Genomic DNA, 21061 nt, shown 5'->3' with positions numbered 1-21061 from the left:
TGTGTGTGACCCGGAAGCTGAGTGGGGACGTTTTTATAATCCACATCTAGTAACGTTTGAAGCTATATCAGATTTTCCTTGTTTAGCACTCTTGGGGGAGCCAGGAATTGGCAAAAGCCGTGTTTTAGAAACATCTATCAGTAAAATTCAACAGCAAGGTAGTCAAGTACTTTATCTAGATCTTCGTTCATCCTACTAACAGAAATAAAGCAGCCGTGACAGTTGGTTGTACAAAAGTCCACATTTTATCTAAGGCTTTTTGCTGCTGTTGGGTAAATTGAAATGGAAAAGGATTTGTGGTCAGAAAAGTAGGAAGAGTTTGGAGCATAATCGCGGCATTAATTCCATTAATTGATCCATTCAATGCAGCGGTAGCTGTTGGTTTTGGTTCACCACAAAACCACACTCCTTTTAGTATCAAAAACCTGTGGAAGCGGTGGAAAATAATTATTTGTCAAAATTCATGATTTTCTGAGATAATATTATCGTCCGGCTTCAATAGTTATCATGAGTGACTACCCCAAGCATTGGAAAGAACTAGCCAAAACCATCAAGGAAAAATCCGGTTGGTGTTGTCAAAAATGCGGTCGTGTTTGCTTACGTCCTGGTGAGAAACCTCACACTACCTTGTTTGAAGATGGTGAAGGCTCCAACACCTTCCCCGGTTTCAACCCCACACAAGCTGAAGAAACCTACTCAATGGTGACAGCAAACCGTTTCTGGTCACAGATTTTCGGAATTGCTTTCTCCAACAAGCGCTGGTTACACTTCTTCATGTTGTTTGTACCAGTTACAGGCTTGTGGATGAGTTCTGTCGGTATCGTTGGTTTGGCATTAAACCTGCGAGCTTATGACTTCGTTTCCCAAGAATTACGGGCAGCAGAAGACCCAGAGTTTGAAACTTTCTATACCAAAAACATTTTGCTAAACGAGGGTATCCGCGCTTGGATGGCTCCTCAAGATCAACCCCACGAACAGTTCGTATTCCCAGAGGAGGTTCTACCACGTGGTAACGCTCTCTAATAGATCATCAGTCATAGGCGGTGGACGTGACCAAGAATCAAGCGGTTTTGCTTGGTGGTCTGGTAACGCGCGTTTAATTAATCTATCCGGTAAACTGCTTGGCGCTCACGTAGCCCATGCTGGTTTGATTGTCTTCTGGGCTGGAGCAATGACTTTATTTGAAGTTGCTCACTTCATTCCAGAAAAGCCTATGTACGAACAAGGCTTGATTCTTCTACCTCACCTCGCCACATTAGGTTGGGGCGTAGGTGCAGGTGGTGAAGTATTCGACACCTTCCCCTACTTTGTAGTTGGTGTACTGCACTTAATTTCCTCTGCCGTTCTGGGTTTTGGCGGTATCTATCATGCCGTTCGTGGTCCAGAAACCTTAGAAGAGTATTCCTCTTTCTTTGGTTATGACTGGAAAGACAAGAACAAGATGACCAACATCATCGGCTTCCACCTGATCATCTTGGGTAGTGGTGCGTTGCTGTTGGTACTGAAGGCTATGTTCTTCGGTGGAGTTTATGATACCTGGGCTCCAGGTGGTGGTGACGTTCGTGTAATTACTAACCCCACACTGAACCCTGCGGTCATCTTCGGTTATTTGATCAAAGCTCCCTTCGGTGGCGAAGGCTGGATTGTCAGCGTCGATAACATGGAAGATGTTATTGGTGGACACATCTGGATTGCATTAATTTGTATTTCCGGTGGTATCTGGCACATCTTCACTAAGCCTTTTGCTTGGGCGCGTCGCGCTTTCATCTGGTCTGGTGAAGCTTACCTATCCTACAGCTTGGGTGCTTTGTCCTTGATGGGCTTTATTGCTTGCATCATGGTTTGGTACAACAACACTGTTTACCCTAGCGAATTCTTTGGTCCTACTGGTCCTGAAGCTTCTCAAGCACAAGCTTTAACCTTCTTGATTCGTGACCAACGCTTAGGTGCTAACGTCGGTTCTGCTCAAGGTCCTACCGGTCTAGGTAAATACTTGATGCGCTCTCCTACTGGTGAAATCATCTTCGGTGGTGAAACCATGCGCTTCTGGGATTTCCGTGGTCCTTGGTTAGAGCCTCTACGTGGTCCTAACGGTCTTGATTTGGAAAAAATCAAGAATGATATTCAGCCTTGGCAAGCTCGTCGCGCTGCTGAATACATGACTCATGCTCCTCTGGGTTCTTTGAACTCTGTAGGTGGTGTGGCTACTGAAATCAACTCCTTTAACTACGTGTCTCCTCGTGCGTGGTTAGCTTGTTCTCACTTCGTATTAGGTTTCTTCTTCCTCATTGGTCACTTGTGGCACGCAGGCCGCGCCCGCGCTGCTGCTGGTGGTTTTGAAAGAGGTATTGACCGTGAAAATGAACCAGCATACGCTATGGGCGACCTAGACTAGGTTGTGATCAGATTTATTTCATCACTGACTATATAATGCTTTTTTCATAGCTCTTGCTTGACAGCAAGGGCTTTTTTTATGGTTTGTTTTGGCCTGGAAATTTAACTCAATCTTTAAAATCAACAGCTTCGCTTCAAGTTAAGAAATATCTTAAACCAATAATTCTTGATTATGACGAGACAAATAAACGCTTAAATGTGGTTGATAGAGGTTTTTTAATCTGGCTTGCTAATCAAAATAAACGAGAACTATTAACTTCAATTGAATTGGTTTAGTTAAGTAGGATGTATTAACACAACGTAAGAGCTAGAATTAATTTACCACGAGCTTTAAATTTATCCCCCCACATTCATCGCTGCTAAGAAAGCTTTTTGACTGACATCTTTATAAACTACTTGCATATATTTCATCACCAAATCACCAGTCGGTGAATTAGTTGTATTTTCCTCATGTTTTGCTAAAGGGATTGTTCCTAATACATCTAACACTGTTTCACTAACAGCAGGTGAAATTACTACTAAAGACGATTCTAATGGCTCATTATATTGCCAAAAATCATCTATTTTTATGGCATATTGAGGTTCAGAAACTTCTTGTTGAATATCCGATTTTGCCGGAATCGCTTCTACATTTTTAGTATTACGTAAATGGCGTAAATCATTGATAATTTGCTCTTTTGTGCGTCCCCGTAATTGAAATAAAACAAATGGGTCTTCACTGAAACGATCGCCTAACTGATAATAAACAGCACCTACGTGTTTGCAAGGATTGACTTTATCAGGACAAGAACATTTACTGTGAACGTCACCTAGAGTAAAAGGAAATAAAGAAAGACCGTTACCTGTAAAAACTTCTTCTATATTTTGTGGCATTTCTCCTGCTAGTAACTTAGCAGCATAAATTGCCTTTTTGGACATAGTTTCAATTACATAACCCCATTCTTCATCACTAAAATGGTCAAGAGAAAGAGAAACTTTATAAGGTTCGGCTTCACTACCTTGAACTCTTGCTAATACTTTTGCTGCTTTAAATTCAATACTCAAAACATTTCCTTGTCTAGAGTAGGTTCTTGCCCTTTCTAAACGCTTTTTGAATCGATAGGCATCTAGTAAATCAAGCCACTGTTGTGACCACCATTCTCGACTTGCTTGCAAGGTATCGTTAGTCATAAGTCAAACTTTGTTAAAGATAATTATTGGAAAATAAACCCCAGGGAAACGCAGATCATCTATTGATGTGTATCTGAGGTTCTATATTTTTTTGTGACAATATTTTCACCATATTTTTATTCTTCATCCTCATCAATTATTGCATTTCGGTCAAGTAATAATAAATTACGAAGTTGGTTTGTATCCATTTCTGTCAACCATTCTTCACCTGCACCAACAACTTGTTCGGCTAATTGTTTTTTACTTTCAATCATGTCATTAATTTTTTCTTCTAAAGTTCCAGTACACACAAATTTATGCACTTGAACATTCCGGGTTTGTCCAATTCTAAAAACTCTGTCTGTAGCTTGATTTTCTACTGCTGGATTCCACCATCTATCAAAGTGAAAAACATGATTTGCTCTAGTTAAATTCAACCCGACACCACCAGCTTTCAATGATAAAATCATGATTGGTGGACTTTCGGGATCATGTTGAAATCGGTCAATCATTTCTTCACGTTGCTTTTTAGTAGTACTACCATATAAAAACAATATTTCTCGATTTAGCTTTTTTTCTAAATGAGGCTTGAGTAATTTACCCCATTCTGCAAATTGGGTAAAAATTAAAGCTCGGTCATTTTCTGCTAAGACTTCTTCTAACATTTCCTCCAATCGTTGCAGTTTAGCTGAATTATGTTTTTCTAAAGTTGCCAATTTTAAATATTGCGCTGGGTGATTACAGATTTGTTTTAGCTTAACTAATAATGCTAAAATCATGCCCCTGCGCTGCAAACCTTCTGCTGATTCAATTTCAACTAAAGATTCATCAACTAATTTTTGATATAGTTGCCCTTGTTCGGCACTGAGTCCGCAAAATACTGTCATTTCTTGCTTTTCTGGCAAGTCTTGAATAATATCTTTGTCAGTTTTTAAACGTCGCAGAATAAAAGGCTGAACTAAAGAACGTAATTGACTTAAAGAAGCTGTGTCACCATACTTTTCAATAGGCATGGCAAACCGACGTTGAAAAAATTGTTTATTACCTAAATAACCAGGATTCAGGAAATCTAAAATAGACCATAATTCTTGCAATCTATTTTCTACAGGTGTTCCTGTTAAAGCAATGCGAAAAGTAGTTTTTATTTGCCGAATTGCCTGAGATTGCTTTGCGTCTGAATTTTTGACATTCTGGGCTTCATCTAAAACAATTATTTGCCAATTAATGCTTTGGAATAATTTAATATCGCGGGGAATTAGTGCATAACTAGTAATTAGTAAATCATGCTTTTGTACTATTTCCGTAAATGCCTTACCTTTAGGGCGTTTATCACCATGATATTCAAAAACCTTGAGTGTTGGTGCAAATTTCTTCACTTCCTTTTCCCAATTTCCCATCACTGAAGTGGGACAAACTAATAAAGTTGGGTTCTCTAGTGCATTTTCTTCTTTGAGGTGGAGTAAAAAAGCAATAAATTGAATGGTTTTGCCCAATCCCATATCGTCTGCTAGACAAGCACCTAAACCCCAACGTTCTAGGAAAGCTAACCAAGCTGCACCTCTTTCTTGATAAGGACGTAATTGTCCCCGGAAACTTGCAGGTGTAGGTAAAGGTGCTATTGCTTGATTATTAGTTAATGCCCCAATCAATTCTTGTAATGCACCGGAAGCTTCAAAACTAACAACTGGTAATTTTTCAATTACTTGAGTATCTCCTGTACTAATACGTAAAGCATCTTCTAATGATAAAGACATTTGTTGTTTACGAGATGCAAAAAAGTTTTGCGCTGTCTTAATATCTTGGGGACGCAATTCTACCCACTCGTCATTAATTTTGACTAGTGGACTATTTAAAGCTACCAATTTATCAAATTCAGTTTTAGAAATTGTCTGTCCACCAATTGCTAATTGCCACTGGAAGTTTAACAGACTTTGTAAATCCAAACGTCCTTGTTTTTTGTGAGGTGTTTCTACGTTAATTTTTAAACCTAAGCGGTTAGCCCATCCTTCACGGTTAGCTAAACTTGGTGGTAAAATAACTCCTAAACCGCTATCTTCTAACCTCCAAGCTACAGACCTGATAAATTCATAAGCCTGCATAGGTGTAAGATCACAAAATTGAGGAGATTCAGTTTCTAAACTAGGGGCTATAACTGGATACAATCGAGAAGCTAAACCCAAACCTCGCAACAATGTTTCTTGGGGTTGTTCAATGGTACGATTTCGATAAATTAATTGTTCTGTAGGGTTAGCCCAAATAGTTGCTGCATTGATTAAAAATTCAGAATCATCTGCTGCTTGCAGAAAATAAGCCAATACCCAATTTGTTTCTCCATTTTCTGGAGGAAGCAGTTGAAAAGAAGTACAAAATGAAGCTTTTCCTGTTAATTGATATTGCAATGGCAGTGTCCAAGCTTTTAGTGCAGCTTCTAGTCTTTCCACTCCCATTGCATCTGCATTAATTGTGTTATCAACACCAGTTAAAGCTTGTAACCAATGCTGTACCGCAGATGCTAAAGACATCATTTCTCTAGCTTCAATTGCAGATTGAGAACCAACCATATCGCGCAGTTGGGCATCTATGATACTGTTGAGAAAACCCAAAATTAATTCTTGTGGTTTTATAGGTAAATCAACTGCCAATTTATTTTGAATATCTTCTTGATTTTGCTGATAGGTACGACAAGCTAAGGGCATTTTAGCTGCAAATTTTTCTAGACGAGTAACGTCTACAGCACTATCTAAAAGTACTTGCCATTGAGCAACTAAAGAACCAGCTAAATCTTTTTGAATAGTTGGTAAAAATTTACAGCGCGAGATTAAATCCAAACTCCAACGCGCTACTTGTACCCAAAAACGTAAATCTCCTCCTAAAAAGGCATCTTTGCCATCAGTTGAACTCAAGGGTAAGGAAGTGAGAAATTTAATTGCTGCGCTGGGTTTGAGACAAAAACCTTCTACTTTCCAAGGTTGTAGGTATTTTGGTGAGTTGATATCAATATCTAAACTAGCAGAATGTATTGGATAAATTAAAGCATCTTTTTCTAGAAAAATTGTGGTTAAATCGATGATTTGGGACTGTATAGGTAAAGTTTTTTCTGCCTTACTTGTTGTAGTTTTACTTCCTTTGATGGTGCTAACAGCAGATGATATTGTTTGGATATAATTGGAAATTTTTAAATTACGCGATTCCAACCAATCACTTAACTCCGTTGGTGTCATTGCCAAGGGATGTGATGGAATTTCTCCTGATGTAATAGATTCAAGATTTATCTGTAAATTTCGCCAAGTTTCTCCCCAAATAAATAAACCATTATTTTGATTTTTTAGTAACCAACTACCGTGTAAAATTGCCATATTTAAACTTTAAAAATGATTGACTAAATCAAGATTCAATTTGTTTGAATGCCGTTTTTGCGTCTCCCACTCCTCGCGTCCTCCCTATCCTGAAATGCGGCTAACCTGGGTACGAGGCGTAATGTTCAATTTGGTGTTTTTAACTAAAATATAGCAACCGCCAAGGTGGTGAGGACACCAAATGAATCTCCACGTCAAAGCCTCTGTCCATCTGTATCAACCTGAAAGTGAAAGGGTATTATATCAAGACCTGCTAAGTAGGTAGGCGAAAATAAAGAGAACTATGTTAAGTAAGGTAACAAATTCTGAAATTGGCTCTTAGTTAGGGCTTTAGCCCGAATTTCAGGTCTAAAGACCTGACTACAAACCTTTAATTATTTACGTTACTCTGACTTGAAAATAAGACCCAGGTAGGCGAAAATAAAGTCCGCTTTACCAGCGCCATGCTATTCGCTATAGGCTTACTTTCTATGTTCGTCATGGGTGGATTAAGCGGCGTAACAATGGGAACAGCACCCTTTGATGTTCACGTCCACGACACCTATTATGTAGTCGCACATTTCCACTACGTTTTATTTGGTAACCCCTCCCCCGCAGTCGCCTCAACGGGGGGAACCCCCGCACAGCGCTGCTCTCCGCAAGCGATGAGGGGAATAAGAAGTTTTTCATGTGTCCTGGTGTACGCAGTTCATGATGGCTACTTAATTACTTATCAAAAAAACTCGACCTGTCAGAGCGTCTCCCCATTTGGAGCATCAGCCCTAATTATAAGTCTTAATAAGTCTTTAACCGGACACAGTATTAGAGGGTGGAGATGGGGTAGATACGCTGATTATGTATCGGGCTTGACGTTGACTCAGAGATTAACCTTGTTGATCTTTGTATTTAACAGAAGCCGTCCATAGTTCATAAATGTTAGGATTGCCACAGAGAGAGAATAGCGTGCATAGAAGGAAAAAAAACTGAATGGCAGAAGTTGATAAGTCAATATCCTTTGATGGACGGGATATTCGACTCAAAGTAGGACTATTAGCACCCCAAGCGGGTGGGTCTGTGTTGATACAATCGGGAGATACAGCTGTTTTAGTGACAGCTACGCGATCGCAAGCCAGAGAAGGCATTGATTTTCTGCCCCTGACTGTAGACTATGAAGAAAGATTGTATGCAGCGGGCAGAATCCCCGGTGGTATCATGCGCCGAGAAGGTCGTCCACCAGAAAGAACGATTCTTACCAGCCGTCTCATCGACCGTCCTCTACGTCCTCTCTTTCCTTCATGGTTGCGGGATGATTTGCAAGTAATTGCCTTCACCATGTCCATGGATGAGCAAGTACCACCTGATGTATTAGCTGTAACAGGCGCTTCCATTGCTACCCTGATTGCCCAAATTCCCTTTAATGGACCAATGGCAGCAGTACGGGTAGGCTTAGTGGGTGATGATTTCATTATTAACCCCACCTATGCAGAAATTGAAGCCGGAGATTTGGATCTCATCGTCGCCGGTTCACCAGATGGTGTAATCATGGTAGAGGCGGGAGCCAATCAATTGCCAGAACGCGATATTATCGAGGCGATTGATTTTGGTTACGAAGCGGTGCGGGATTTAATCCAAGCACAGTTAGATTTAGTCGAAGAACTAGGTCTAAAGATAGTGCATGAAGCACCACCGGAAGTAGACCAAACACTAGAAAACTATATCCGCGATCGCGCTAGTGCTGAAATTAAAAAAATCTTGTCGCAATTTGAGTTAACTAAACCAGAACGCGATGCCGCTTTAGATGTTGTCAAAGATCAAATAAAAGAAGAAATTCAAGATCTTCCAGAAGAAGATCCGATTCGCACTGCCGCAACTGCAAATAGTAAAGCCCTTGGTAATACCTTTAAGGACATTACCAAATACTTTATGCGCCGTCAAATCGTTGAAGACAACGTTCGCGTTGATGGTCGCAAACTAGATGAAGTTCGACCTATATCTTGTCAAGTTGACGTTTTACCCAAGCGGGTTCATGGTAGTGGTTTATTTAACCGGGGTCTAACCCAGGTATTATCCACTTGCACTCTCGGCACACCGGGAGATGCTCAAAACCTCAATGATGACTTGCAAGCTGATCAACACAAGCGCTATCTACATCATTATAACTTCCCTCCTTTCTCCGTTGGCGAAACCAAACCAATGCGTGCGCCAGGAAGACGGGAAATCGGACATGGGGCGCTGGCAGAAAGAGCCATTTTACCTGTTCTACCCACAAAAGAACAATTTCCCTACGTCATTCGCGTAGTTTCAGAAGTACTTTCTTCTAACGGTTCCACCTCAATGGGTTCAGTCTGCGGTTCTACATTAGCGCTCATGGATGCTGGTGTACCAATTATTAAACCTGTGAGTGGTGCGGCAATGGGTCTGATTAAGGAAGGGGACGAAGTGCGAATCCTCACCGATATTCAGGGTATTGAAGACTTTTTGGGTGACATGGACTTCAAAGTCGCTGGTACAGATACTGGTATCACTGCTTTGCAAATGGATATGAAAATATCTGGTTTGTCTTTGGAAGTTATTGCTCAAGCTGTTCATCAAGCCAAATCCGCTCGGTTGCATATTCTGGACAAAATGCTTCAGACTATCGACACCCCACGTGCTGAAACTTCAGCTTATGCCCCACGCCTGTTGACTATCAAGATTGATCCCGACATGATTGGTCTAGTCATTGGACCCGGTGGGAAAACGATTAAAGGTATCACTGAAGAAACTGGTGCAAAAATTGACATCGAAGACGATGGCACAGTTACCATTTCCGCAGTCGATGAAAGCAGGGCGAAGAGAGCGCGTAACATTGTCCAAGGCATGACTCGCAAGTTGCATGAGGGTGATGTTTACGTAGGACGTGTAACACGGATTATACCTATTGGTGCGTTTGTGGAATTCTTGCCAGGAAAAGAAGGCATGATTCACATTTCTCAACTCGCTGACTATCGTGTTGGTAAAGTTGAAGATGAAGTAGCAGTTGGTGATGAAGTGATTGTCAAAGTGCGCGAAATTGACAATAAAGGTAGAATTAACCTGACACGCTTGGGTATCCACCCAGATCAAGCAGCTGCGGCGCGGGAAGCTGCGGCGGTGAATCGTTAAATCGATTAAGGATTTTAGATTTTGGATTAGGGATGAATCGCAAATCTAAAATCCGCGATGCCTTTTACAGCAGGCATCGCTGTATGATTTTTTTGAATTATTTTTGAATAATAAGAAGCCTAACGACTAAAGTCGCGGCTACAGGAACAAAGCCTGCCTCCGCAGGCAATGAGAAATTAGATGATTTCCCAATCGGGAATTAGGGATTTTTGCTGATGGTGGGTTGGTTGGTTGCGGATGTAATTTGCTATTTGGTCTATGAGATGATGACTGACTGTAAATGCACCATAACCACCTTGCCATTTAAAAAATTCATTGGGTTTGATTTCATGGGTAATTAAATGGGAAGAACTGCCTTTAACTTTTTGCACTAGTTCAGATATTGTCAAAGTGGGTGAAAACCCAGTCAGTAAATGAACATGATCCAATGTGCCACCGATAGAAATTACTTTGCATCCTAGAGCAGAGCATTGTTTGGCAATTGCTGAATATATTATTTCTTGAATATCTGGCGTAACTAATGGCAATCTATCCCAAGTTCCCCAAACACAATGTATATGCAACTGAGTAAAATTTCTATGCATCTTCCCTTTTTCTCGAATCTTAAAGCCTGCGTAGGCAGGCTTTGTTCCTTTAGCCGCGACTTCAGTCGTTAGGCTTCTCAAATATCACTTCACACATAAGCAAATAACAACCGAAATAACACCCAAAAACAAAACATTAAATTTATAAGCACCAGTATTTGCAAGACAAAATTAAGTATTTATCCTGAGAAACTCCGATATTTTTTGTACCTCATGCGTAACTCCTACCAATTTGTCAATTTCCGGGATTTTTGGTACATAAAGATTAAGTAACCTACATGGTTGACTGTTATCCCATACTTGACACAAAGCATAGTGAGTGCTAAACGTCTACCAGAAACAACCGCCAATGTCAGAATCACTCGCCAATCTTGGCAACATGGCTTTCTTGAAGGTGAAGTGAGCGCAGGTGATTTTGAATGGCATTTTCAATGGCATTTCCGTCGGGGAGAACTTTCTGTGAAACCTTCCCAAGGACGGGCTTTAATAAAGGAACCTCTAGGACGCTTTCTGGAAACACAAGATTACCAGTTAGAACCAGGGGGAGATTATGCTTTTACTATTCGGGCTGAGTTGTAATTATTCAGTTATCACTAAGACTGCTAGAAGTTAAGCGGTTGAGGTAGCGTTCAATTAACAGGATGGCCACAATGTCATCTATTGGTCTGGGAGGTTGTCGCATACCCTTGGGTAAGAGTTTGGTGAGTCCTGTTGGTGGGAACATCTGCCAATAGCGATCGCGTGCTTCTAAAGTGCTATAACGCTCATCGACTAAAATAATATTCAGCTTGTCTGTTAATTCCTGATTTAATTGCTGTTTCCACTTCTTGGCAGTTGTTTGGTCGCCCATGACTACTAAAGAAATTGGGAATTTCTGGCGCAGTGATTCAATGTGAGCGATCGCATCGGCAGCAGGTACAACTTGATGATAATACAGTTGCCGATCCAGTCCCATCACGGCCACACCACATTTATCTCGACCGGGATCAAAGCCTAAAATTGCTGGTTGTGTATTAGTCATAGGGAACAGGGAACAGGGAACAGGGAACAGGTAATAGGGAATAGGGAATAGGGAATAGGTAGGGAGAAAATTCTTTACCAATCACCAATCACCAATCACCAATCACCAATTCAAGTGCTAAAAATAACTTGCCCATTAAAGATTGCTACTAGTTTGACTCTCAGCGGACCTGCTGTATAAGTATCAGCCGCCGCAATTGCTTTAATTTCCACAGGTTGCTCAAACTGCTGCAATTGGTTAAAAAAGCGTAAAAAAGTCCCATCTATTTGCACAGTTTCGACTATGCCAGCATTTCGGGCGCGAAATTGAGAAGCGGAAATCAGTAAATCAATTCGTTGGCGTAGTTGATAAGATGTCATAGTTTTCATATCAGCAGAAGTTGTCGCTAATACCTGATCTGTGGAAAATACCAGCAGATTCCGAGATGCATCAGCAAAAAATTCTATCTGCTTTTCTCCTCTAACATAATTCCCCGCAGAGAAAATCCGCACCACATATTCTCGACCATCATCAATCTGCTTGATCAGTTGCTCAACCTTGTCTTGGGTTAAACGCAATAGTTCCGTATTTCCAGTAGTTGTCCCTGGTTCAGCTAATTGAATATTCGCAGTGCGGTTAGCTTCTTGTAGAATTTGGATAACTACCTGACGAGCCGCAGCCGGTTGAGTGACGCGAACTACGCCAGATGCTATGACTTGTCCACGAACTAAAGCCAGTTTACCTAAACGGAGGTCACGGTAGGACTGATAATATTTTTCTAGCCTTGCTACTTCCTGTTCTAAATATTCTTGCTGTTTTTCCAATTCTTTGAGACGAGACTCCCTTGTGGCAATTACTTGCTCTCGCTTTTTAATTTCTAGATTGCGATTTTGAATAAGTTGGTCTAACTGGGCAATTTTCTGATCGCGTTTTTCAATAGCTGTCTTCGCTTCATCAATAGCTTTTTTTGCTTCTGTATATAGTCGCCGACGTTCTGTCTTTAATTGTTCAACGGCAGATTGTAATGCTTTTCTTTGATTATAAAGACTCTGTAGTTCAGCTATGGATTTTTGGTACTGAACAACTACTTCACCCAGTCGGCTTTGAGTTCCTTGGAGTTGAGCTTGAGTTTTAGCTTGTTGGCTAATGGTGCGGTTGAGTTGTGCTTGTGTGATTCGTTGTTTGGCATTGACCGCTTGCAATGACTTATTGATTTCCTGTAAATCTTGCTGTGCTTGAGCTTGGTCTTTTCTAGCTTGGTTTAGCTGATTTTCTACTTGGCTTTTTTGGGTTTCTGCCGTTTTTAGTTGTTCCCGCTTGTTTCTGAGGTCTCTTTGAATATCCTCTAACTCAAAAACCCCTTTTCTCAATCCTTCGTCAGCGGCAAATAAAATCGCTAGAGTTGAGGCAGAAATTAAACCACCTGTAAAAATAGTGACTAGTACCGCCGTTTTTTTGGGACGAAGGTTGAACAGTGAGAGACGTGCTTTGCCAACTCGTGTGCCGATGCGATCGCCCACGGTGGCAATTACGCCTCCCAAAATTAAAATTGCTGCGATGAGGATGTACCCAGTGGTCATCTTCAGCTACCGTTCACGTATTGTGCGGTCGGCATAATGCTTCCAGATACAGCCTACTACTTTCAACCCTGTTCTGGTGGGGGATAGAGATTGGCAAGGGCAGAAATTACTCAATTTTTAGATTTACCTCCGATTGTGGGTGTCCTTTCTGAAAACAAAACCTGTGCCAACTCATTCCCCCAGTAGCTTTTAAGTAAATTGTCTACTCAAGGTGACAGGCTTATGCACAGTAATTTTTTTCTTGTGAATCGAAATCATTTTTTTCTCACGTAAATCTCCGAGTAACCTAGTGACGGTGACACGAGTAGAACCAATTGCTTCAGCGATCGCTTGATGAGATAACTTCAGATCAATAGTGATACCATCGGCACAAGGAACACCAAAATCTCGACAAAGAATTAACAGAAAACTTATCAACCTAGAACCCATATCTCGGTGAGCGAGGGTTTCAATCATCATCTCTGTCTGGAGAATCCGTGAAGACAGACCCCGCAACATCAACATGGATAATTCGGGATTTTCCTTAAGAGCTTGCTCCACTTGTTCTATTGGTGCTGAAAGTAATTCTACAGCCGTAAAAGCGACTGCATGGTAAAACCTATCAGACTTGTTACCCGTTAGCAGTGACAACACACCAAACACACTATTTTCCCGCAGCAGCGCTACCGTTATTTCTTCTCCTGCCTCGTACACCCTGGAAAGTTTCACAGCACCCTTGAGAAGAAAATAAACTCGTTCGGCAGGATCGCCGGGAAAAAAGATAGTTTTGTTGCGTTCAAACGTTTCCACAACCGGCGGAAACGCTCCGGTCGCCATCTGACGAAAAACATTTGCTAGGGCTTTATCTTGTGTCACGATCATCTCCCTTCCCCTACCCAATGCCGGAAAAACCAAAACTGATTACCTAAGAATACACCTGAAAAATCAAGAAAGCACCGTCAACCTTTCTGTTTTTTCCTATACTCAAATTTAATTCTTCATAGTTATTTGTTTATTATGATACATAATTATTGTTATTTTTAGCCAGGAGATGTTGATAAGTGGTTTCAGAAACTCAATAAGCAGAGGTTTTTTCGCTAAAAATTTTCCATATCTTCATAACTTCTTAAACAATCAGCAGCAATTTTGTTGCCCTCAACACCCTGACTTGAAATAAAGCAACCGGCAACCAGCAGCCAGCAACAGGTGGGAGTCACTAAGATTTTTTGATGTATTATCGTGAAGTAGTTAAAGGTGACTACTAACTCTTGGTGAAATTAAAAATTAAAAATTAAAAACTTAAAAAGCTTATTTAACAACCTTTTCAGCCATTATAAATAGTTGGTTCATTTCTGCTGACCTGTACTACTTAATGAAAATTCTCAACAATCCCGGAGCCAAGAAAATCACATGAATTCAAAATGCAGTGCTGCTTATTGGTAATTCCTCATCGCCAATAAGCTGTTACACATCTAGTTTGCACATTAAGAAGCGCAGGGGGCTGATCTTGCCGGCAGCAGGGGTAAAGAGAGTTGGATGCTTTTTAGCAAAACACAACAATAAGCAAGTTAAATGTGGAATATCTCGCCATCAATTACTTGATCCCCTGCCAGATAAAATTTGAGCAAAAAAGAATTTTTGACACATTTTGTGCAATGGTAAGGCTGCTGCAAATCACTATCAGCCAATCGCACCATAAAGTTCTCCTTTCTACCTACAACTTCTTACACCTAAACTACTTCTTCGACAAAAAAGGCTCAGATTCTAGTATGCTCCTATTGGTTGATCACATTAACAATTTCTATGCTGAATCTGTCTGGAAAAAACGCCTTAGTAACAGGTATTGCCAACAACCGCTCAATCGCCTGGGGTATTGCCCAACAACTCCACAAAGCAGGCGCTAACTTGGGTATTACCTACTTGCCAGATGAAAAAGGTAAGATGGAGAAAAAAGTGGCGGAATTGGTAGAACCCCTTAACCCTAGCTTATTCCTCCCCTGTAATGTAGAAAATGACGAGCAGATTAAATCGACCTTCGAGACAATCAGCCAGAAATGGGGGAAAATAGACATTCTCATTCATTGCCTAGCTTTTGCAAATAGAGATGATTTAACTGGAGATTTTAGTCAAACTTCCCGTTCTGGTTTCAATAAAGCTTTGGAAGTTAGCACTTATTCGCTAGTGCAGTTAAGTGGTGCTGCTAAACCTTTGATGACCGAAGGAGGCAGTATTGTTACTCTCACATATTTGGGCGCAGTCCGAGCCATTCCCAACTATAACATCATGGGAGTCGCCAAAGCTGGATTGGAAGCTAGTGTCCGTTACTTAGCTGCTGAACTAGGTCAACAAAATATTCGGGTCAATGGTATATCAGCAGGACCCATCCGCACTTTGGCATCTTCAGCAGTGGGTGGGATTTTAGATATGATTCATCATGTTGAACAAGTAGCTCCCCTACGTCGTACTGTTACTCAGTTAGAAGTCGGCAATACAGCAGCTTTCTTGTGTAGTGATTTAGCCAGCGGTATTACTGGGCAAATCCTGTATGTAGATGCAGGATATGAAATCATGGGGATGTGTGCGATTCGTTGATAGCTGAATCACGGTAATCAGCCCGTACATAAGCTATCCAACCCAATCTAGCAATAGAGAAGGTTGAACTCTCGGTCTGATATGGGTGAAAGTCCCATCTACCAGACTCAGGTATGACTCCCTATCTGCCCACACTGACTAGACTCGGTATCTGGAGGGTGAAGCTGGGAACAGGGCGCAATCAGACATCTGTTGTGAGATGACACTGGTGCTAATGGGGAGTTCCTATGGTGAAACAGAGCCTGTAAAAGCAACCTACCTGTAAGCAGGACACAACATTAAAACCTGACTTCACTGGAGACAAATTACCCTAGAGATTGGGGATAAATAGGAATTGACCAATTTGGGAATATTTGCAGTTTTTATCAGAATTATTCAGCAATTAAACGACAATTATCTGATAATTAAATTGCTAATTTACCTCTTGAGGTGAATATGATTTCCCTACCTAGGATAGACAAAAAATATCGAAGTTTCAGTATAAGATGCAATAGCAGTTATCCATGTAGTTGGTGTTTTAAGTGATTTACTGCTATAGTGAATCACTGGACATGATTGGACTTAATTTAAATCAAACAAATAAACACCACTTATTTTTTAGAGTCTTATTTTTTAGGAGGTTGATAATGAGAATTGCTCAAATTGCTCCACTGTGGGAGAGAGTACCTCCTCCAGCTTATGGTGGAATAGAATTAGTAGTTGGATTATTGACTGATGAATTAGTCCGCAGGGGACATGAAGTTACATTATTTGCATCAGGTGATTCTCTGACTTTAGCAAATTTGATATCGGTTCATCCTCGTGCTTTAAGACTTGATAAAACTGTCAAAGATTGCAGCATTTATGAATCGCTACATCTAGCTTCAGTCTATGAGCGAGCCGAAGATTTTGATATTATTCACTCTCATATGGGACATACGCCCATAGCATACACGAAACTTGTGAAAACGCCTACAGTTCACACGTTGCATGGAATTTTTACACCAGATAATAAAAAAATCTTTCAATATGGCAAAAAACAGCCTTATATCAGTATTTCTGATTCCCAAAGGGAAGCTAGTTTAGGGTTAAATTATGTCAGCACTGTTTACAATGGCATTGATGTTAGTAGTTATGAGTTTTATCCTGAACCAATAGATGAGCCTTACTTGGCATTTTTGGGTAGGATGTCTCCAGAAAAAGGGCCACATTTAGCTATTGAAATTGCCAAAAAAGCTGGTTCTTGCCATTCAGACTCAGAATTGACTCCTTACCTGCCCACACTGACCAGACTCGGTTTCTGGAGGGTGAAGCTGGGAACAGGACACAAGCAGACAACCGTTGCGGGTTGACACTGGTGCTAACAGGGAGTTCCTACGGTGAAACAGAGCCTTAGAAAGCGACCTATTCAAAGGCAGGGCGCAACATTAAAACCCCTGACCTCATTGGAGCTTATTCCCGCCGAATACGAGCCAAGTAACGGTAAGAGTCCTGGGAATCCAATGGTCGAAGCGGCTACACCTAACGGAACAATCAATCTCTCCGAGGGAACGAATAAAAACGAATTGTGGGTCTTAGGGCAGTCGAACCCTAAGTAGACCAGACGAGCGGATTAACCCTCACAATTCGGGTAGGACAGACCGTAATTGGTCTGAGGTGTTCAGAATACACAAAACTCTAGAAGAGAAAATGATTAGACACAGTTATAAAACTAGTGAATCTTGGGTAGCCCTACCGTGGAAGAAATTCCGCCGAAATCTATTCCGCCTTCAAAAGCGCGTGTATAAAGCGGTTCAAGTTGGAGACAAGCGAAAAGCAAGGTTACTCCAAAAGCTTATTATGAAATCTACCTCGGCTCGATTTCTGGCTATCCGTCAAGTATCACAGCTAAATGCTGGTAAGAAGACGGCGGGTGTTGATGGCAAAAAATCCCTCTCATTCAAGGAACGCTTTGAATTAGAAGCCCTACTAAGAGTGAATAGCGGAAATTGGAAACATCAAGGTTTACGGGAAATTCCAATCCCTAAAAAGGATGGAACTACCAGAATACTAAAAATACCTACCATCGCAGATATAGCTTGGCAATGCCTTGCAAAATATGCACTCGAACCAGCACACGAAGCCACCTTCCATGCTAGAAGTTATGGTTTTAGAACAGGGCGCTCCGCCCATGATGCACAAAGGTACATCTACAACAACCTCAACTCTTCCTGCAATGGAATAGAAAAACGAGTTATTGAACTCGATATCGAAAAATGCTTCGACAGGATTAACCACTCAGCAATAATGGACGAACTCATTGCCCCCAAAGGTTTAAAACTCGGCATCTTCCGATGCCTCAAGGCAGGAGTCAACCCTCCCATCAATGTTTTTGTAGCTGGAGAGGTGACACGACCAGGGGCTTACACTCTCAACTTACAAGGAGGCAGCGGAAATACCCCAGGAGTACAATACCCAACTATATTAGCTGCATTAACTACAGCCCAAGGGGTAACACTAGCAGCCGATGTGACTAAAGTGCAATTACGGCGTAAAGTAGGACGTTCGGGCGAGCAGATTGTCAGTTTCAACTTAAAGGAACTCACCCAAACAGGTACAATACCCCAGGATATTACCTTACGGGATGGAGACACCTTAGTTGTACCCACTGCTACAAGCTTCAACATTGCAGAAGCACGCAATTTATTTTCTGCTAACTTTGCTGCCAGTCAAACTGCACCCCGCACAGTTGCAATTACTGGTCAAGTTTACCGTCCTGGTTCTTATCTTGTCACCGCTGGCGGTACAGATGGAGCCGGTACCGGTTTACCAACGGTAATGCGGGCGCTGCAACTAGCGGGAGGAATTACATCACAAGCAGATGTGAGAACTATCAAATTACGCCGACCGACGCGAACTGGTACTGAACAAACTATAGATATCAATCTTTGGGAATTATTGCAGACTGGTGATCTTAATCAAGACGCGGTTGTGCAAGATGGAGATACAATTGTTGTCCCTACTGCCACGGCGATTAGCACCGCAGAAGCAACTGAATTAGCTACTACTACTTTGTCACCGACCAAAATTCAAGTTGGTGTGGTTGGAGAAGTTAAAAAACCTGGATTAACAGATTTACAGCCGAATAGTTCTTTAAATCAGGCGTTGCTGGCTGCTGGTGGCTTTAATGATGCTAGAGCTAGTAGTGCTGCTGTAGATTTAATTCGCCTCAATCCTAATGGTACTGTCACTAAGCGTGTAGTCAAGATAGATTTCTCAAAAGGCATTAATGACGACACCAATCCTATACTTCGCAATAATGATGTTGTGGTAGTTGGCCGTTCTGGTATTGCTAAGACTGGTGATACATTGGGTACCTCAATTGGTGCGTGAATTCTTTGTAGCTGTAGTCAATCATAGCCAAATGACGCTGCACATTCGCCAACTAGATGGCATTAATTCCCATCATCTTATTGAAGCAACTTTTAAAGCCTTTGCTAGAGCCATGAGAATGGCAGTAGCAATCGATCCACGCCGTGCGGAGACTATTCCTAGTTCCAAAGGTGTGCTATAAGTTACTACTGCAAGTTTCCAGCAGCTACTCGGTTGACGATAATTGACACATTAAATCGGGACAGTTATTATCGTCCTACCGGGTAACTTGTAATTAATCACACATAACCGGGAATAGGTCATTTAACCGCAATGAATTCTGTTGCAGACACTCAACTGAATCCTGTAGCACAACCACCAGTGGTTCTAACTTCTGAGTTGCGAAAAGTCTATCGCACAGGGTTTTGGCTGAATCAAAAAGTTGTATCTCTGAAAAACTGTTCTTTACAAGTTTACCTAGGACAAACCTTTGGGTTACTCGGACCCAATGGCGCTGGTAAAACAACGCTGTTAAAACTGTTACTGGGAATTATCCGTCCTTCTTCTGGTAGGGGTTTATTATTAGGTAAGCCATTAGGCGATCGCTCTGTGAAGCAACGTATTGGCTATTTACCAGAAAATCCCTATTTGTATGACTATCTGACTGGTTGGGAATTTTTAGAATTAGCTGCGGGTTTATTCCAAATTCCCCAACGGGTACAACGTCAACGCATTCCCCAATTGCTGGAATTAGTCGGTTTATCCCAAGCTGATGCTCGCAAAAAGCTGATGCGCCGTTATTCTAAAGGTATGCTCCAGCGTGTTGGTATGGCTCAAGCATTAATCAATGACCCTGATTTGGTATTTCTAGACGAACCAATGTCTGGACTTGATCCCCTGGGACGCTATCAAATGCGCGAGATTATTCTTTCCCTCAAATCTGCTGGGAAAACCATATTTTTCAATAGTCATGTTTTGAGTGAAGTAGAACAAATTTGCGATCGCGTAGCCATCCTTGATCGAGGACAATTAATTTGCTCTGGTTCCCTTCATGAACTTTTAGGCAGTAATAACACATATCTTAAATGGGATTGAAAGTATTCATAGATACAACGCTAATTCTAAGCAAAGAATTACAAACAAAACCCCAAAGGATAGGATTATTGAGCCAACAATCCGTTATGCGGATGACATGGTAATAATACTCCGACCCCAAGACGATGCCATAGAAATACTTGACAAAATCAGTCAGTTCCTAGCAGAACGGGGAATGAAAGTCAGTGAGAAAAAGACCAAGCTAACCGCCACGACAGATGGGTTTGATTTCCTCGGCTGGAACTTTAAAGTCCAGAAAAACGGGAAGTTTAGATGCGTTCCATCAGTGGACAATTATAAAACTTTTCGTAAGAAAGCAAAAGCCATCGTTAACAACTCGAATTATGGAGCTACCACAAAGGCTGAGAAATTAGCCCCCGTAGTGAGAGGTTGGAGGAATTACCACCGCTTCTGCAAGATGGGAGGTACGCGTTACTCGCTATACCACATCGAAACAAGAGCTTTCAGGGTATTCAATAAGGAAGCCAAAAAGAACCGCTATACAAGTAAGCAATTACTAGATAAGGCATTTCCATCAGTTCCTTACTCCGAAAACAAACATATCAATGTCAAAGGGGAGAAATCGCCATATGACGGAGATTTGAGTTACTGGAGCGAGCGTAATAGCAAGCTCTATGACAGTCATACCTCTAAAGCCCTCAAACGGCAAAACCATAAATGTGGACATTGTGGATTAAAAATGCTTAGTGACGAAAAGGTACATTTGCATCACGTTGATGGAAACCATAAAAATTGGAAAAATAAAAACCTTCTAGCCATTCATGAAAGCTGCCACGATTACATACACATGAGCAAGCGCCAAAGCTAAGAACATCGGAAGCTGGGTGCGATGAAAGTCGCACGCCCAGATTTAACTGA

General features: G+C 41.4%; 14 protein-coding genes and 5 pseudogenes. 12 read left to right on the top strand and 7 right to left on the bottom strand.

Features of this window, described 5'->3' with window-relative positions; genetic code table 11:
* The coding region (locus A9Y75_RS28190; protein WP_177176088.1) for a hypothetical protein at positions 1–199 on the top strand (199 nt) is incomplete at its 5' end.
* Here the strand turns inward: A9Y75_RS28190 and A9Y75_RS29300 are convergent.
* Positions 188–421, bottom strand: a complete 234-nt coding sequence (locus A9Y75_RS29300; protein WP_236721317.1) for a hypothetical protein — start codon at positions 419–421, stop codon at positions 188–190. The genes A9Y75_RS28190 and A9Y75_RS29300 overlap by 12 nt on opposite strands.
* A gap of 203 nt (positions 422–624) precedes the next feature.
* Between A9Y75_RS29300 and A9Y75_RS03410 the strand changes: the two are divergent.
* Both A9Y75_RS03410 and psbC read left to right on the top strand, forming a co-directional pair.
* Positions 625–1023, top strand: a pseudogene (locus A9Y75_RS03410) (photosystem II D2 protein (photosystem q(a) protein)); the annotation flags it as partial.
* Positions 1007–2395, top strand: a complete 1389-nt coding sequence (gene psbC / locus A9Y75_RS03405; protein WP_071188162.1) for a photosystem II reaction center protein CP43 — start codon at positions 1007–1009, stop codon at positions 2393–2395. The pseudogene A9Y75_RS03410 and the gene psbC, both read left to right, overlap by 17 nt.
* A gap of 335 nt (positions 2396–2730) precedes the next feature.
* Here the strand turns inward: psbC and A9Y75_RS03395 are convergent, their stop codons facing one another.
* Positions 2731–3564 carry an SWIM zinc finger family protein gene (locus A9Y75_RS03395; protein ID WP_071188160.1) on the bottom strand — a complete coding sequence of 278 codons (834 nt, stop codon included), beginning with the start codon at positions 3562–3564 and terminating at the stop codon, positions 2731–2733.
* 116 nt (positions 3565–3680) lie between these two features.
* The gene (locus tag A9Y75_RS03390) at positions 3681–6899 is read right to left on the bottom strand and encodes a DEAD/DEAH box helicase (RefSeq protein WP_071188158.1); all 3219 of its coding nucleotides are present in this window, start codon (positions 6897–6899) and stop codon (positions 3681–3683) included.
* 422 nt (positions 6900–7321) lie between these two features.
* Between A9Y75_RS03390 and A9Y75_RS26070 the strand changes: the two are divergent.
* Positions 7322–7480 (top strand): annotated as a pseudogene (locus tag A9Y75_RS26070) (cbb3-type cytochrome c oxidase subunit I); the annotation flags it as partial.
* A 385-nt stretch (positions 7481–7865) separates the two neighbouring features.
* Positions 7866–10022, top strand: a complete 2157-nt coding sequence (locus A9Y75_RS03385; protein ID WP_071188156.1) for a polyribonucleotide nucleotidyltransferase — start codon at positions 7866–7868, stop codon at positions 10020–10022.
* Between the two features lie 176 nt (positions 10023–10198).
* On the opposite strand, the gene tnpA is transcribed toward A9Y75_RS03385, so the two are convergent.
* A complete protein-coding gene (gene tnpA / locus A9Y75_RS03380; RefSeq protein ID WP_071188155.1) occupies positions 10199–10606 on the bottom strand; it encodes an IS200/IS605 family transposase in 408 nt (135 codons plus the stop codon).
* Between the two features lie 315 nt (positions 10607–10921).
* Between tnpA and A9Y75_RS03375 the strand changes: the two genes are divergently transcribed.
* On the top strand, positions 10922–11185 hold the full coding sequence (locus A9Y75_RS03375; protein WP_015214646.1) for a DUF3146 family protein: 264 nt from the start codon (positions 10922–10924) through the stop codon (positions 11183–11185).
* A 4-nt stretch (positions 11186–11189) separates the two neighbouring features.
* Here the strand turns inward: A9Y75_RS03375 and A9Y75_RS03370 are convergent, their stop codons facing one another.
* The 3 genes from A9Y75_RS03370 to ntcA all read right to left on the bottom strand — a co-directional run bounded on the left by A9Y75_RS03370 (position 11190) and on the right by ntcA (position 14047).
* Positions 11190–11627, bottom strand: coding sequence for a pre-16S rRNA-processing nuclease YqgF (locus A9Y75_RS03370; protein ID WP_071188154.1), 438 nt, complete (start codon positions 11625–11627; stop codon positions 11190–11192).
* Between the two features lie 110 nt (positions 11628–11737).
* Positions 11738–13186: a DUF3084 domain-containing protein gene (locus tag A9Y75_RS03365; RefSeq protein WP_071188152.1), complete on the bottom strand. Its 1449-nt coding sequence runs from the start codon at positions 13184–13186 to the stop codon at positions 11738–11740.
* A 189-nt stretch (positions 13187–13375) separates the two neighbouring features.
* Positions 13376–14047, bottom strand: coding sequence for a global nitrogen regulator NtcA (gene ntcA, locus A9Y75_RS03360; protein ID WP_016950792.1), 672 nt, complete (start codon positions 14045–14047; stop codon positions 13376–13378).
* Between the two features lie 921 nt (positions 14048–14968).
* Here ntcA and fabI point away from each other — a divergent pair.
* From fabI to A9Y75_RS03325, 6 genes and pseudogenes are all read left to right on the top strand, one after another.
* Entirely contained in the window at positions 14969–15757 is a 789-nt protein-coding gene (gene fabI, locus A9Y75_RS03355) for an enoyl-ACP reductase FabI (RefSeq protein ID WP_071188150.1), read from the top strand.
* 626 nt (positions 15758–16383) lie between these two features.
* Positions 16384–16977 (top strand): annotated as a pseudogene (locus A9Y75_RS03350) (glycosyltransferase); the annotation flags it as partial.
* Positions 16978–17425: 448 nt separating this feature from the next.
* On the top strand, positions 17426–19108 hold the full coding sequence (locus A9Y75_RS29295) for a reverse transcriptase N-terminal domain-containing protein (protein WP_083389478.1): 1683 nt from the start codon (positions 17426–17428) through the stop codon (positions 19106–19108).
* Positions 19095–19289: pseudogene (locus A9Y75_RS03335) on the top strand (imidazoleglycerol-phosphate dehydratase); the annotation flags it as partial. The gene A9Y75_RS29295 and the pseudogene A9Y75_RS03335, both read left to right, overlap by 14 nt.
* A 131-nt stretch (positions 19290–19420) precedes the next feature.
* Positions 19421–20167, top strand: a pseudogene (locus A9Y75_RS03330) (ABC transporter ATP-binding protein); the annotation flags it as partial.
* Between the two features lie 112 nt (positions 20168–20279).
* A complete protein-coding gene (locus A9Y75_RS03325) occupies positions 20280–21011 on the top strand; it encodes a group II intron maturase-specific domain-containing protein (protein ID WP_343232345.1) in 732 nt (243 codons plus the stop codon).
* The last annotated feature ends 50 nt before the right edge of the window (positions 21012–21061 follow it).

Origin of the sequence: Trichormus sp. NMC-1, from assembly GCF_001858025.1 — a bacterium.
Classification (GTDB): Bacteria; Cyanobacteriota; Cyanobacteriia; order Cyanobacteriales; family Nostocaceae; genus Anabaena.
The sequence above is the reverse complement of the archived record's forward strand: the minus strand, read 5'-3'. Positions and strand labels throughout refer to the sequence as shown.